General features: G+C 72.2%; 14 protein-coding genes. 8 read left to right on the top strand and 6 right to left on the bottom strand.

What is annotated here, in order from left to right; genetic code table 11:
- Nucleotides 1-45 precede the first annotated feature (45 nt).
- Nucleotides 46-999 (top strand): L,D-transpeptidase family protein, encoded by a 954-nt coding sequence (locus tag ACWEFB_RS05605; RefSeq protein WP_452282528.1) that lies wholly within the window; start codon nucleotides 46-48, stop codon nucleotides 997-999.
- Nucleotides 1000-1009: 10 nt separating this feature from the next.
- Here ACWEFB_RS05605 and ACWEFB_RS05600 read toward each other — a convergent pair whose 3' ends face one another.
- Nucleotides 1010-1606: a TetR/AcrR family transcriptional regulator gene (locus ACWEFB_RS05600; protein ID WP_452282525.1), complete on the bottom strand. Its 597-nt coding sequence runs from the start codon at nucleotides 1604-1606 to the stop codon at nucleotides 1010-1012.
- 129 nt (nucleotides 1607-1735) lie between these two features.
- On the opposite strand from ACWEFB_RS05600, the gene ACWEFB_RS05595 reads away from it, so the two are divergent.
- Nucleotides 1736-2692, top strand: coding sequence for an SDR family NAD(P)-dependent oxidoreductase (locus ACWEFB_RS05595; protein WP_452282523.1), 957 nt, complete (start codon nucleotides 1736-1738; stop codon nucleotides 2690-2692).
- Nucleotides 2693-2838: 146 nt separating this feature from the next.
- Here the strand turns inward: ACWEFB_RS05595 and ACWEFB_RS05590 are convergent, their stop codons facing one another.
- Nucleotides 2839-5403, bottom strand: a complete 2565-nt coding sequence (locus ACWEFB_RS05590) for an FtsX-like permease family protein (protein ID WP_452282521.1) — start codon at nucleotides 5401-5403, stop codon at nucleotides 2839-2841.
- The gene (locus tag ACWEFB_RS05585) at nucleotides 5400-6176 is read right to left on the bottom strand and encodes an ABC transporter ATP-binding protein (protein WP_363591839.1); all 777 of its coding nucleotides are present in this window, start codon (nucleotides 6174-6176) and stop codon (nucleotides 5400-5402) included. The genes ACWEFB_RS05590 and ACWEFB_RS05585 overlap by 4 nt, the downstream gene beginning before the upstream one ends.
- A gap of 148 nt (nucleotides 6177-6324) precedes the next feature.
- Between ACWEFB_RS05585 and ACWEFB_RS05580 the strand changes: the two genes are divergently transcribed.
- The 4 genes from ACWEFB_RS05580 (at nucleotide 6325) to ACWEFB_RS05565 (ending at nucleotide 9148) form a co-directional block, all read left to right on the top strand.
- On the top strand, nucleotides 6325-7524 hold the full coding sequence (locus tag ACWEFB_RS05580; protein ID WP_452282519.1) for a sensor histidine kinase: 1200 nt from the start codon (nucleotides 6325-6327) through the stop codon (nucleotides 7522-7524).
- Nucleotides 7521-8159 (top strand): response regulator, encoded by a 639-nt coding sequence (locus ACWEFB_RS05575; protein ID WP_452282517.1) that lies wholly within the window; start codon nucleotides 7521-7523, stop codon nucleotides 8157-8159. Before ACWEFB_RS05580 ends, ACWEFB_RS05575 begins: the two co-directional genes overlap by 4 nt.
- 116 nt (nucleotides 8160-8275) lie before the next feature.
- A complete protein-coding gene (locus tag ACWEFB_RS05570) occupies nucleotides 8276-8809 on the top strand; it encodes a hypothetical protein (protein WP_452282515.1) in 534 nt (177 codons plus the stop codon).
- Between the two features lie 21 nt (nucleotides 8810-8830).
- Nucleotides 8831-9148, top strand: a complete 318-nt coding sequence (locus ACWEFB_RS05565; protein WP_452282513.1) for a carboxymuconolactone decarboxylase family protein — start codon at nucleotides 8831-8833, stop codon at nucleotides 9146-9148.
- A 9-nt stretch (nucleotides 9149-9157) separates the two neighbouring features.
- Here the strand turns inward: ACWEFB_RS05565 and ACWEFB_RS05560 are convergent, their stop codons facing one another.
- The 3 genes from ACWEFB_RS05560 to ACWEFB_RS05550 are packed head-to-tail and all read right to left on the bottom strand — an operon-like array spanning nucleotide 9158 to nucleotide 11151.
- Nucleotides 9158-9766: a response regulator transcription factor gene (locus ACWEFB_RS05560; protein ID WP_326556445.1), complete on the bottom strand. Its 609-nt coding sequence runs from the start codon at nucleotides 9764-9766 to the stop codon at nucleotides 9158-9160.
- Nucleotides 9763-10908: a sensor histidine kinase gene (locus ACWEFB_RS05555; RefSeq protein ID WP_452282511.1), complete on the bottom strand. Its 1146-nt coding sequence runs from the start codon at nucleotides 10906-10908 to the stop codon at nucleotides 9763-9765. The genes ACWEFB_RS05560 and ACWEFB_RS05555 overlap by 4 nt, the downstream gene beginning before the upstream one ends.
- A gap of 24 nt (nucleotides 10909-10932) precedes the next feature.
- Nucleotides 10933-11151 carry a hypothetical protein gene (locus ACWEFB_RS05550; RefSeq protein ID WP_452282509.1) on the bottom strand — a complete coding sequence of 73 codons (219 nt, stop codon included), beginning with the start codon at nucleotides 11149-11151 and terminating at the stop codon, nucleotides 10933-10935.
- A 172-nt stretch (nucleotides 11152-11323) separates the two neighbouring features.
- Between ACWEFB_RS05550 and ACWEFB_RS05545 the strand changes: the two genes are divergently transcribed.
- Nucleotides 11324-11665: a hypothetical protein gene (locus tag ACWEFB_RS05545; protein ID WP_326556442.1), complete on the top strand. Its 342-nt coding sequence runs from the start codon at nucleotides 11324-11326 to the stop codon at nucleotides 11663-11665.
- A 167-nt stretch (nucleotides 11666-11832) separates the two neighbouring features.
- Nucleotides 11833-13587: a hypothetical protein gene (locus ACWEFB_RS05540; protein ID WP_452282506.1), complete on the top strand. Its 1755-nt coding sequence runs from the start codon at nucleotides 11833-11835 to the stop codon at nucleotides 13585-13587.
- Nucleotides 13588-13590: the final 3 nt, after the last annotated feature.

The raw sequence follows: 13590 nt of genomic DNA, 5'->3' as shown, positions 1-13590 counted from the left end.
ACGAGACTTACCAAATGGGGCGAGTTCACCACGTACAGTTGCTGTGTGCCTTTTGTCCCTTCGGAACCGCCGGCTCCGAGTCGGACGCGTACGCGTCTGCTGCTCTCCGCTGGCCTCCTCGCGCTGCTCGGCGGCCTGGTCGCGCTGACCCTGGTGATCACATCGAGTGCCGGTCCGGACCGGGCCAGCCGGCCTCCGGTCGCACCCGATCCGACGGTGACGCCGGCTTCGGCCGGTCCGGCGAGCACGACGCCGGCAAGCACCGAGCCATCGATAACCGCGATACCGCCGCCGGCCAACCTACCAGTGGTCGACTATGCTGCGGCACCCGGCGGTTTCCCGGCCGACCCGGATCCGATGTCGACCGTGCGGCTGGGTGAGGGGCTGCGCCCGACCGCCAGGGTCGGCGCGTACGACGCACCCGGCGGCCGACCCCGGGCCTTCCTGGCACCGATGCTCGCCGGGGTGCCGTTGACCGTGCCCATCGTGGAACGCCGGTCCGGCTGGGCCGCCGTCCTGCTCCCCTCGGCGAACCGGACCGTGGCCTGGGTGCCGCCGGGCAACTGGACCACCGTCGCACTGCGCGACCAACTCGTCGTGGAACGGAAGACGTACAAGCTGACCTGGCTGCGCGACGACAAGCCGGTCCAGACCTGGCGCACCACCCTCGGCACCCGCGAGACCCCGACACCGCTGGGGCGTACGTTCCTGCTCGGCCGCTCCACCCTGATCGGCCGCGTGTACGCCGACACCGACGTGTTCGCCCTCGGCGCGGTCCCGGACGACCCGGACGCGGTGCCGGCCGGGCTGCGCGGCGCCCACATCGGACTGCACACCTGGTACAACGACGACGATCTGGGCACCAACGTCACCGACGGCTGCATCCGGATCACCCGCAGCGGGCAGCGCAAACTGCTCGACGAACTCGATCCCGGCACCACCCTCGTGGTGGTGGACAAGCTTCCGGCGGCGACGCCCGGCCCCCTCACCACGGAGTAGCCGCACGCCCTCACCGGTCGTCGGTTGCCACCGGTGAGGTGGTGAGTGCCGAGGTGATGGCGGACGCGCTGGCAACCACGGCGGCCCGGTGGCGGCGCAGGCGTTCCGCCTCGTCGGCCCCGCCGAGTGCCCGGACGGTGGGGGCGATGGTGGTCCAGACGAAGGTGAGGTTCATGACGAGCATCAGCAGGTCCACCGCGGTCGTCTCGTCGGTCCCCCGCGCCTGCCCGGCGGTGAGCAGCGCCTGCGCCTTGTCCCGGTACGAGTCCGCCTCGGCCGTCGACACGTCGGCACGCTCCAGGGACTTCCACTGGTTCAGGCGGACGAGTTCCGGGTTGACGACGAGGTGGTCGAACAGCGTTCCGGCGTACCGGGGCAGGTCGTCGGGGAGGAACGGGACCGCGTCGGCCAGCGAGCCGAGCCGGTCTTGGAGCATCGCGTCGAAGAGGCCGTCCTTGGAGCCGAAGTACGCGTAGATCGCCTGCTTGTTGGCGGAGGCGACGGCGGCGATCCGGTCGACCCGCGCCCCGGCCAGCCCACGCTCGGAGAACTCCTCGAAAGCCGCGTCGAGCAGTCGCTTGCGGGTCGCCGCCGAGTTGTACGCCACCCGCCCATATTAGCAATCCAACTGGATAGTTGACTCTTGGCCTCGGCCCGTGGCATGGTTTAAACCATCCGGATGGATTGAACGGCCAATCGGTGCCGTTATTTCCCCGTCGCAGCCAGGGAGTCCGAAATGCCCCGTATCACCACCCCCTTCGACGCCCGGTCGACCGCCTCGGACGTGATCGAAGGTGTCGACCTGACCGGCAAGCGTGCCGTCGTCACCGGTGGCGCCTCCGGCATCGGCCTGGAAACCGCCCGCGCCCTCGCCACCGCCGGCGCCCAGGTGACCCTGGCCGTACGCAACACCGAGGCGGGCGAACGCGCCGCCGCCGACCTGCGTACCGCCACCGGACGCGACGACGTACGGGTCGCCCGCCTCGACCTGACCGACCGCGCCACCATCGACAGGTTCACCGCCGACTGGACCGGCCCGTTGGACATCCTGGTCAACAACGCCGGGGTGATGGCCCTGCCGGAGCTGGCCAGGACCCCGGAGGGCTGGGAGGCGCAGTTCGCCGCCAACCACCTCGGTCACGCCGCCCTGACCCTGGGCCTGCACGACGCCCTCGCCGCCGCACCGGCAGCCCGGGTTGTCGTGGTCAGCTCGTCGGCGCACCTGATGTCCCCGGTCGTCTTCGACGACATCCACTACACCGACCGGCCCTACGACGGCTGGTCCGCGTACGGCCAGTCGAAGACGGCGATGATCCTGTTCACCGTCGCCCTGGCCGAGCAGTGGGCCGCCGACGGGATCACCGTCAACGCACTCCACCCCGGCGGGATCGTCACCAACCTCCAGCGCCACCTGGACGACGCGCAGTTGCGCTTCGTCGGCGCGGTCGACGAGCAGGGCAACCGCCTGGAGGTCCCGCCGGGCTGGAAGACCCCGCAACAGGGCGCCGCCACCTCGGTCCTGCTGGCCGCCAGCCCGTACGTCGAGGGCGTCACCGGCCACTACTTCGAGGACAACAACGAGGCCATCCCCGCCCCCGACCCGGCCGGCATGGTCGGCATAGCCCCGTACGCCCTCGACCCCACCCTCGCCAACCACCTCTGGAAAGAAACCCTCCACCTCCTCAACCACTGACCCGTCCCACCCCACCCCGGAACCCGCGACGATCTTGCACTTGTGGTGGTTCACAAACCCGGACGAGTACCGCGATTCGGGGCACCACAAGTGCAAGATCGACGAGGCGAGCGGGGCGGGACGGGCGGGGGCGGGGGCGGGCGGGGTTAGGTGTCGGCGCCGAGGGCGGTTACGGGGCTCACTCGGGAGGCGCGGCGGGCCGGGAGCAACCCGGCCAGGGCGGTCAGCGCGACCAAGGCCAGGAACAGAGCGGCCAGGGGTAGCGCCGGGAACCGCAGCGGGGCGTTGGCGCCCAGGGCCTCGATCGCGAGCCAGGCGTACGGGACGCCGAGCAGGAGACCGAGCGTGGCGCCGATCAGCCCGTAGAGGCTCGCCTCGGTGGTGAGCATGAAGCGCAGCCCACCCCGGGACAGCCCGACCGCACGGAGCAGGCCGGACTCGCGTACTCGCTCGACCACCGACAGGGCGGTGGTGGCGCCGACACCGACAACGGCGATGAGCACGGTCAGGCCGACCAAACCGACCGCGATGCCGAGCAGGGTGTCGACCAGCCCGTTGATCTCGTCGCGCTTGTCGGCGAGCACGGTCAGGCCGAGCCCGGTGCTGCCCTCGGTCACCTGCCGCAGCGTCTTCTGTGCTGCGGTCCGGCCGTCCTCGCCCGAGCCTGCCGCGTCGGCGAGCAGCCCGGAGTAGCCGGCCGGGGCACCGAGCCGGTCGAGGTCGGCCGGGTCGAGCACCACACCGGACATCAGCGGGGTGGCACCGGGCAGGACGGCCGCGACCCGTACGTCGATTTTCCGTTGTTCGCGGGTCAGGGTGATCGCGTCACCGGCGCGCAGGCCGGTGTCCCAGGTGACGTACCCGGCGAGCACCACCCGGCCGGGTCCGAGGTCGGCGACCCGACCCGACCGTACGTCGAGTTTGCGCACCTCCGGCAGCCCGCTCAGGACGAGGTCGGTGGCGTCGAGCAGCTCCCCGCCACCACCGACCGGTGCCGGATCGCCGGTACGGTTCAGCACCAACCCGTCCAGCCGCCGGTACGGCGTCAGGTTCCTGATCTCGCCGCGCCCGCGTGCCGCCTCGACCACTCCCGCCGGCAGGGTCGTACCGGCTGCGGCGGTCACCTCGAAGTCGGCGGGTGCGCTGACGGCCAGTTCCCGTTCGCCGAGCACCCGCATGGACGAGCCGCCGACCAGGACCCCGGCGATCAGGGTCACGCCGAGCGCGACGACCACCGAGACCGCGGCGGCCCTCCGGGGTGCTCCCCCGATGCCGCCGACCGCCAGCCGCCCGACCGGACCGAGCCGGCGCAGCGGCCAGCCGACCAGCCACAGCACCGGCCGGACGAGTACCGGGCCGAGGGTGACCAGGGCGAAGAAGGCCAGCGTGCCGGAGACGACGATCATGAGCAGCGGCGTTTCCGGGTTGTAGTTCTCCGGCTCCGGGCCGGGTAGCCGGGTCACCACCAGCCCGGCCAGCAGTGCCGCTCCGACGGTCAGGAGGAGGCCACCCACCAGCCGGAACGCACCGATGTCGCGCCGCCCCGAGGTGGTGCTCGCGGCCCGCAACGCCTCCAGGGGGGCGACCCGTGCGGCGCCGAACGCCGGTGCCAGGACCGCGACCAGGGTGACGAGGGTGGCGCCAGCGATCACCGCGAGCGCGGCGGCGAGCGGGAAGCCCGGCGACGACACGGTCAGGTCGAAGGCCCGCAGGACCGCCGGCAGGGCGTGGCCGAGGGCGAGGGCGATGGTGACGCCGACCGTACCGGCGACGAGTCCGGTGAGCGCGCCCTCGACGGCGAGTGCCCCGGCGAGCCGGCCACGGCTGGCCCCGATCGCGCGGAGCAGGGCGAGTTGCCGCATCCGCTGGGCGAAGACGATCCGGAAGGTCGAGGTCGCGACCAGGGCGGCGGCGGCCACCGCGATCGAGATGAACATGCCGACCAGGGAGAAGACCACGCTGAGCCGGGCCACCGCCATCTTGGCCTCGGCGGTCCGGGCCTGCGCACCCGTACGCACCACCGGGCGCTCCGGCTCAGCGACCGCGGCGAGGATGCCCTCGACCTGCGTGCGTACCGCCGCCGGTGAGGTGCCGGGGGCGAGGCGCAGGTCGACCTGGCCGAGCAGGTCCGTACCGCCGAGCGCGGTCGCGAGCAGGTCCGGGGCGTACGCGTCCTGACCGCCGTCGCTGTCGGTCTCGACCACACCGGTGACGGTCAGTTTGACCGGGCCGGTCGGTGTCCCGCTGGCGGTGGTGGTGACCGTGCCGACGGTCAGCCCCATCCGCTCGGCGGTACGCGGGGTGACCGCGATCTCGTTGGCCGCGTCCGGGTAGCTGCCCTCGACGATCCGGGTCAGCGCGAGCGGACCGGTGCCCGGATCGGCGTGCAGCCCGAGGTAGCCGCTGCCCGACTCACCGAGGGCGAGTCCGCTGTTCAGCCGGCCGGCGGCCTCGGCCACACCGGGCAGTTCCCGGAGTTCGCGGAGCACGTCGACACCGACCGGGGTTCCCTCCGAGTCGCCGACCACGAGGTCGGTCGCGGCCGGGGTGCTGGCGGCGGTGGCCTCCACGGTCCGCGAGGTGATCTGCTGGGCCAGTACGGCGGCGAACACGACAAACGACGCCACCAGTACGGCCAGCCCGGTCAGCAGCAGCCGGCTCGGGCGGCGGGCGACCCCGCTGAGCTGGGTACGCAGCACGGTGGCCCTCATCGGGTCGCCACCAGCCGGTGCAGGGCCTCGGTCACCGAGGCGTGATCGGGGCGGGCAAGGTCCCCGGCGATCCGCCCGTCGGCGAGCAGGACCGCCCGGTCGGCGTACGCGGCGGCGGTCGGGTCGTGGGTGACCATGACGATCGTCTGGCCGAGGTCGCGTACGGAGTCGCGCAGGAAGGAGAGCACCTCGGCGCCGGAGCGGGAGTCGAGGTTGCCGGTCGGTTCGTCGGCGAAGACCACCTCGGGGCGGGACACCAGGGCCCGGGCCAGGGCGACCCGCTGCTGCTGGCCGCCGGAGAGTTCGCTGGGCCGGTGACCGAGCCGGTCGCCGATGCCGAGGACGTCGACCAGGTGGGCGTACAGGTCCCGGTCGGGGCGCTGGCCGGCGAGGTCGAGCGGGAGGGTGATGTTCTGCGCGGCGGTGAGCTGCGGCAGCAGGTTGAACGACTGGAAGACGAACCCGATCCGCTCCCGCCGTACGGTGGTCAGCGCCCGGTCGGACTGCCGGGTCAGGTCGGTGCCGCCGAGCAGGGCCTGACCCGAGGTGGCCGAGTCCAGGCCGGCGAGGCAGTGCATCAGGGTCGACTTCCCCGAGCCGGACGGGCCCATGATGGCGGTGAACTCGGCCCGACCGAAGCCGACCGTGACCCCGTCGAGTGCCCGTACGGCGGTGTCGCCGCTGCCGTACACCTTGACCAGGTCGACCGCGGCCACGGCGGCCCGGGACTGGTCCGGCGGGGCGACCGGGGCGGCGTGGTGCTGGGAACTCATCGATCCTCCAGTGGCTGTCCGACAACTCCGCAGGAAGCTTCGCCGTCGGCCACCGGGTGGCACATCGGTCCGGAGCCGGGTTCGGGCGGCGGCGGCTCTGACTTTCGGCCGATCTGCCGCCGCGGCCCGCTGGCTACGCTGGGTCACGATGACGACCCCTCGACTCGGACACGTGTGGTTCCGGCTGGGCCAACTCGCGGCGCTCGCGCTGATGGCCCTGCTCGGGATCTTCGACCTGTATGTCGGCCTGATCCGGGGGCGTGAGTCGAGCAACAGCATGCTGACCCTGCTCGGGGTGGTGATGGCGGTGGCGACGGCGATCGTCTGGCTGCCCGCGCACCCGCAGGGTTCGCGGCGGCTGCCCCGGGCGGCGCTGGTGCTCGCCGCCGTCTCCGTCGCGCTCACCCTGGTGGTCAGGATGGCCGATCGCCCTCCGGGCAGCGCCGCGAGTTGGGGCTTCGCCGAGACCTGCGGGCTGCTCGGGGTCCTGTTCGTGGTCGCCCGCCGGGGGGCCGCCCGGTGGGCGCTGGCCGGGGTGCTGGGCACGGGTGCGGCCCTGTTCGTGCTGCCGATGCGCAGCACGACCGGCAGCGGTTACGTCATCGCCGGGCTGTTCCTGGCCCTCTGCGCCGCCGCCACCAGCGCGGGTGGGACGTACCTGCGGTTGCTGGACAACGGGCGGCAGCGGGCGATGGCCACGGTACGGGCCGAGCAGCGCGCCGAGTTCGCCCGCGACCTGCACGACTTCATCGCCCACCACGTGACCGGGATCGTGGTGCAGGCGCAGGGTGCCCGGTTCATCGCCGAGCAGGACCCACAGCGGGTGATCATGGCCCTGGAGCAGATCGAGCGGGCCGGTGCGGAGACGATGACCTCGATGCGGCGGATGGTGGGGATCCTGCGCGACCCGCAGGCCGGACCGGATGCGCCGCTGGCGCCGCTGGCCGGGGTGGCGGACCTGACGCCACTGCTGGCCCGGTTCAACAGCGCCCCGACCCCGGTGGCCCGCCTGCACGTCGACGGGACCCTGGAGGACATTCCGGTGGAGGTCTCCACCTCCGGTTACCGGGTGGTCATGGAGGCGTTGACGAACGTACGCCAGCACGCGTCCGGGGCCCGGTTGGTGGACGTGTCGCTGCGGCGTACGCCGGACTGGTTGTTGGTCCGGGTGACCGACGACGGTGCGGCGCAGCGCGTGCCCGGCCAGCGCGGACACCACGGGTACGGTCTGGTCGGTCTGACCGAGCGGGTACGGGCGGTCGGCGGGCGCTTCTCCGCCGGTCCCGGCATCGACGGCGGCTGGGTGGTGGACGCGGCGCTGCCGCTGCGGCAGGGGGTGACCGGGTGATCCGGGTGATGATCGCGGACGACCAGGCGATGGTCCGGACCGGCTTCGGAATGATCATCGGGGCTCAGCCGGACATGGCCTTGGTCGGCGAGGCCGCCGACGGCGTGGAGGCGGTCTCCCTGGCCCGGCGGTTGCGGCCGGACGTGGCCCTGCTGGACATCCGGATGCCCCGGATGGACGGGCTGGAGGCGCTCCGGCTGCTCGCCGGCCCCGGCGTCGCCGACCCGGTCAAGGTGGTCGTGGTGACCACGTTCGACCTGGACGAGTACGTGCACACCGCCCTGCGCAACGGCGCCTGCGGTTTCCTGCTCAAGGACTCCGGCCCGGCGTTGCTGGTCGAGGCGGTCCGGGCGGCGGTCTCCGGTGACGCGCTGATCAGCCCGTCGATCACCGTACGGCTGCTGGAGCACCTCAGTCCCCCGGCGCCGGCCCGCGACGACGCCGGCCTGTCACCGAGGGAACTCGACGTGGTGAAACTCGCCGCGCGGGGACTGACCAACGCCGAGATCGCCGCCCGGTTGTTCATCGCGGTCGGCACGGTCAAGACCCATCTCGGCAGCGTGCAGATGAAACTCGGTGCCCGTAACCGGGTGGAGATCGCGGCCTGGGCGTGGGAGCGGCGGCTGCTCGGCTGACGGGTCGGCGTCCCGGCATCCTGCGATCCGGCACCCGACCCAGTGCCCGGCTGGGATCATCCGAGGGAGCCGCTGGGGACGTTCTCCCAGCTCATCCGGGGTGGAGGAGGGGCGCGATGCCCGACGACCAGATCCTGAGCGAATCCGCGTTCCACGCGGTGATCAACGCACCGATGGAGCGGGTGAACATCGCCGACTGGCTGTTCAACCTGCCCGAGGCGGAGTACCAGCGGTGCGCCCCGCCGGACCACATCGCGGCCGGCTACACCACCACCGACGACGGGCGGGCGATGTCGATCAACGTGGAGCAGATCGGTGACGGGCTGGTCATCCAGCACTACGTGGGTGACCCGGCCGGTCCGCACCACTGCCGGATGGTGTCGCTCTCCGACGTGTACAGCCCGGGTGGGCGTACCAAGATCAAGGTCATCTGGGATCTCAGCGTCAAACCGATCGACGAGGGACGCTGCGAGTACACCAACAGCGTGGTCTCCCTGACCACCCCCGAGTTCCTGGACTTCATCGACCGGCAGGGTCTCACCCTGCAACAGGCCGCCGCGGCCCGCCAGGTCGCCTCGGCCGACCACAACAGCCGGGAAACCCCGCTGTACGCGAAGAGCATCGAACGCCGGGCCCTCGCCGCCGGCTGACCCGCCAGGGAAGGAACCACCATGAGTACGCCCGATTCGTCGACCTTCGACCTGGCCCGCTCCTTCACTCCCGCAATGGCCGCCCTGGTCGCCGATCCAATCTACAGCGACGTATGGACCGATCCGGCGTTGAGCCCGCGCGACCGGAGTCTCGCCACGGTTGCCGTACTGGCCGCGCTGTACCGGCCGGACGAGTTGCCCGAGCACCTGCACCGGGCGATCAACAACGGGGTGACCCGGGACGAGATCGCCGCCCTGCTCACCCACGTCGCCTTCTACGCCGGCTTTCCCGCCGCCATCTCCGCCTCCGCCATCGCCGCCCGCACCCTGCCCACCTGACCGGTACGGCTACGGCAGCCAGCCGTGCTCGTACGCGGTCCGGATCGCCTCGGCCCGGCTGGTCACCCCGAGCTTGCCGACCGCGGCGGCCAGGTAGTTGCGGACCGTCCCGTTCGACAGGTGGGTGTGTCGGGCGATCACCGCGACCGGGGTGTCCTGCTCGGCCAGGCGCAGGACCTCCAGCTCACGCGGGGTCAGCGGGCACTCCGGTGCGGTCAGCGCGTCGGCGGCCAGCGCCGGGTCGACGTACCGCCCGCCGCCGTGCACCCGCCGGATCACGTCGGCCAGGGCGCCACCGGGCGAGCCCTTCGGCAGAAAGGCCTTGGCCCCGGCGGTCAACGCGACCTGGAGATGCCGGGGCCGCCCCTGCCCGGTGAGGATCACCACCGCGCAGTCCGGCAGCACCCGACCCAGTTCGGTGGCGACGCCCAACCCGTCGAGCAAGGGCATCGCCAGGTCCACCACGGCCACGTCGGGCCGGTGGGCGAGCGCCGCCCGTACGGCTTCCCGCCCGTCCGCGACCTGGGCGACCACCTCGATGTCGCCCTCCAGGCCGAGCAGCGCGGCCAGGGCGACCCGGATCAGTTCCTCGTCGTCGGCGAGCAGGACCCGGATCACGGGACCGCCCGGACGGTCGCCTCCAGGGTGAACACCTGCCCGTCCCGCCGGGTACGCAGCGCCCCGCCCGCGTCCGCGAGCCGGTCGGCCAGCCCGCGCAGCCCGTAGCTGTGCCGGTCGGGTCCGGCGTCACCGGCACCGTCGTTGACCACGGTCATCCGTACCTCCTGCGGGTCGATCCGGATCTCGATGGTGCACCAGGTCGCGGCGCTGTGCCGGAGCACGTTGGTGCTCGCCTCCCGCAGCACCGGAACGAGCCGGGTGGCGGTCTCCGGCGGCAGGTTCCGGTCGGGTTGGCTGACCGTGCACCGCACCCCGGACGAGGCGAACACCTGCTCGATCGCGGCGAGCTGGTCACGCAGCCGCACGCTCCGGTAACCGTGTACGGCCTCGCGTACCTCGGTCAGCGCGGCGGCGGCCAGGCGTTGCACCTGTGCGGCCTCCCGACCGGCCCGTTCCGGGTCGACCGGTGCGAGCCGGGACGCCAGTTCGGCCTTGAGCGCGATCACCGTGAGGTTGTGTCCGAGCAGGTCGTGCACGTCGCGGGCGAAGCGCAGCCGTTCCTCGGTGACGGCGAGCCGGGCCAGCGCGGCCCGTCCCCGCTGGGCCTGCACCAACAGGTCCCAGAGCCACACCTGGAAGATGCTCATCCCGGTGACGCTCACGCCGAGGACCAGGGTGATGACCAGGTAGTCGACCACCCGCGAGGCGGGGCCGTCGGTCCAGCGGGCCACCTCGGCCGCGACCACCAGGACGGTCACGGTCACCACGGCGGCGGCCCGTCGACGCAGCAGCAGGGGCGCCGAGCCGGCGATCGAGCCGCCGATCCAGGCCCAGGTCGCCCACTGTCCGCCGCCGACCGGTCCGACCAGCGGTACGGAGAGAACCGACGTCACCGCGTACGCGGCCAGCAGGCGGCGCCGGAGGCGTTCGGTGACCCACGGGGTGGCCACCACGTAGAGCGCTCCGGCCTGGGCGACGACGAAGGCGAGGATCCCCACCGCGCCGAGCGCCATCCACAGTGGACGGGTCTCGTGGAGCAGGCCGATGCCGGGCATGACCAGGCTGCTGAGCAGGATGACGGCGAGCGAGGCCAGGGTGGCGTACCAGGCCCGCCGGAGTCTCGGGTCGGCCCCCGCCATCTCGACGTCCATTGCCACCGGATGTCAGGCGTTGCGCGGGTGGTTCCTGGCGGTCCGCTCGTTGCCCCGGCGGTAGTTGCCGGTCCAGCGGGCCATCACCTGTTGCGGGTCGCCGTCCTCGACCTCGGCCAGGAAGTCGGCCGCCCGGCCACCACGCAGCGTGGTCGCCGGTCGACCGTGGTGGGAGATGACAACCACGCCGCCGGCCCGGGTCGTGTACGCGAAACCGTCGGGTACGCCCATGCCCGCACCCTGCCACGACGGCCCGATCGACGCAGCCCGGTTCCCCCGCCGGGGGCACCGCCACCGTTCGTTGAGTCGGCCAGCGGACAGTTCTCTCTGACGATCTGTCAGAAACCATAAACTCACAGTGATCACTCAACTACCCATCGAAGGTTTCGGTTGGGAAGGTGCCATGCATGAGTTAGCGGAAAAGAACAAGTACGTCGCGTTCCTGTTCATGAAGATCAGTCCCGAGTATTTCGCCCTGGGCCGGGACGGCATCCACGAGGTCTCCGCCGGACATGCGCGGGACATGGGCAGGTACGCCAAACTACTGACCCACGTCGTGTGCAGCGGTGTCGACGCCCGCTACGACCAGGTCACCATGGTCGAGGCGGACACCCTGGAGGAGATCCACGCGGCGGCGACGGATTTCCGGATGGGCGCCAAGGCCCGCTACATCGAGATCGTGGACATCGTGGTCGGCATGAAGGCTCCGCCGCGCGGCCTGGCGAAGCGCGCCGCCGCCGAATAGGAGCGAAACTCACCGCGGGCGGCAGGGCGGTTCGTCGCGCCGGGGCGGCGAGCCGGTTCCCGTACCGGCGACTGTGCATCCCGCCGGTCGCCGGTACGGGAAACCACTCGGTACGGGTCAGCCGAACAGCCGTCGACCGGGTCGCCCCGGCCCGGCATGATCATTCGATGCTCTCGTCCTGGTCGTGGTTGCGAAGTCCGCGACTACTCGTGCCGCTCGCCGGATTCGCCGTCATCGGTGTCATCGTCGTCGGTGGGGAGGTCGGGCAACCCACGTGCTCGGTGGCGGACCCCTGTCTGCCGAGCCGGTCCGCCTCGACGTTCTTCGGCCTGCTGGTCGGCTCGATGCTCGTCGTCTATCTCCACTGGCGCACCGCGGCCTGGTCCGCGGTCGGCGCGACGGCGGCTTTCCTGGTGGCCGACTTCCTCGACCCGACCATGCCCTGGTGGACCTACCCCGTCGTCTTCGGCTACGCCGCCCTGTTCTGGTGTCTCCCCGGATCGGCCCGGTGGGCCGCCGGGTCCGCCCCCGCGTCGACCGTGCCCGTGTCGGACCACCGACCGGTGCCCCGGCCGACCCGGGTGCCGGTGCTCGGTCGGCATTGGCTCGCCCTGACCGCGGTGCTCGCCGTCGGCACGGCCGGCACGGGCTGTTGGGGACTGGCCGAACAGGACCGCAGGGACGCCCAGCAGCAGGCGGCCCGGGTAATCAGCGGGGTGGTGCGGGAGCATCGCGACGGGTGGACGGCAGGGGTCGCGTTCCCCGACGGGAGCCAGGCGAACGTGAACGTCCTCGACGTCGACTACTACCCCGTCGGCAGCACAATGCAGTTCTACGTGGACGGTCACGGCCTGGTGCAGCCGGTCAGCGAGCCGTACGACGCCGCCGGGTGGCTCGCCCTCGCGGCGATCGCCGCGGCCGTCGGCGCCGCCCTGGCGTTGCGCACGGTCGACCGCAACACCGCGCTGCGCCGGCTGTTCGGCGAGGCGCAGCCCGTACGGGCGGTCGGTGCTCTCGAGGTGGAAGGCAACGTGCTCGTCCTCCTGCCGGGCCCCGGACCGGGTCGGACCACGCTGGTAACCGTTCCCGCGATCCACGCCGATCCGCCCGACGACCCGGAGCCGGACCCCACACCGAAACAGGCCGTCCTGTACGGCGATCCGCGCCCGGGGCACTGGTGCGCGGTGGAGGTCGACGGCCGGATACGGCTGCCCCGGAACCCGGTGCGTGCGCTGAGGGAGATCCCGGTCCACCCGGTCACCGGTGAATACTCGGCCGAGGCCGACGAACCACCGGTCGACCTGAGCCTGCTCACCGAGGCGGATCGCCGTGCCTCCCCCGGCGACCTGCGGTTCCACCGGTCACACCCGCTGATCGGCTGGGCCCGGGCGCTGGCTTCCGTGGTGGCGGTGTTGGCTCCCGCCGGGCTGCTGATCACGGGCCCGCTCGACTCGCTGTCGCTGCTCGATTCCCTGTCCCTGCCGGGGGCGTTCGCCATCGCGGCACCCCTGACAGCGCTTCCGCTGTACCACGGCTGGCGGCGCCACCTGCGTGCGTACCTGTGCTGGAACGCCGGCGGACTGGTGATGGTCACGGCCTGGCGGGTCCACCGGCTCACCTGGTCAGCGGAGCTACGGGTGGACGGCACCGGTTCGGAGGTGTCCGTCCTCGACGACGAGAACGGGTACGCCCTCACCGTCGCGGCGCGACAGTGGATGCGGTTCCCGCCGCCCGCGTCCGGCGAGCGGACCGCCGAGGAGTTGCGGCACGCGCTGCGCCACGCCCGCGAGCAGGCCGTACGCGGTGGCGGGACAGTCCCCCCGCCGGTGGCCGAGGTGCCACGACCGCCCTTCGCCGCGCTCCTGCTGTGCTGGGCCGTGCTGGTCCCCGTGGTGGCCGCGGTGCTCGTCCACGGGCTGTGAGTG

The sequence above is a fragment of the Micromonospora sp. NPDC004704 genome, from assembly GCF_053601675.1.
This window is presented reverse-complemented; position numbering and strand designations above follow the sequence as displayed.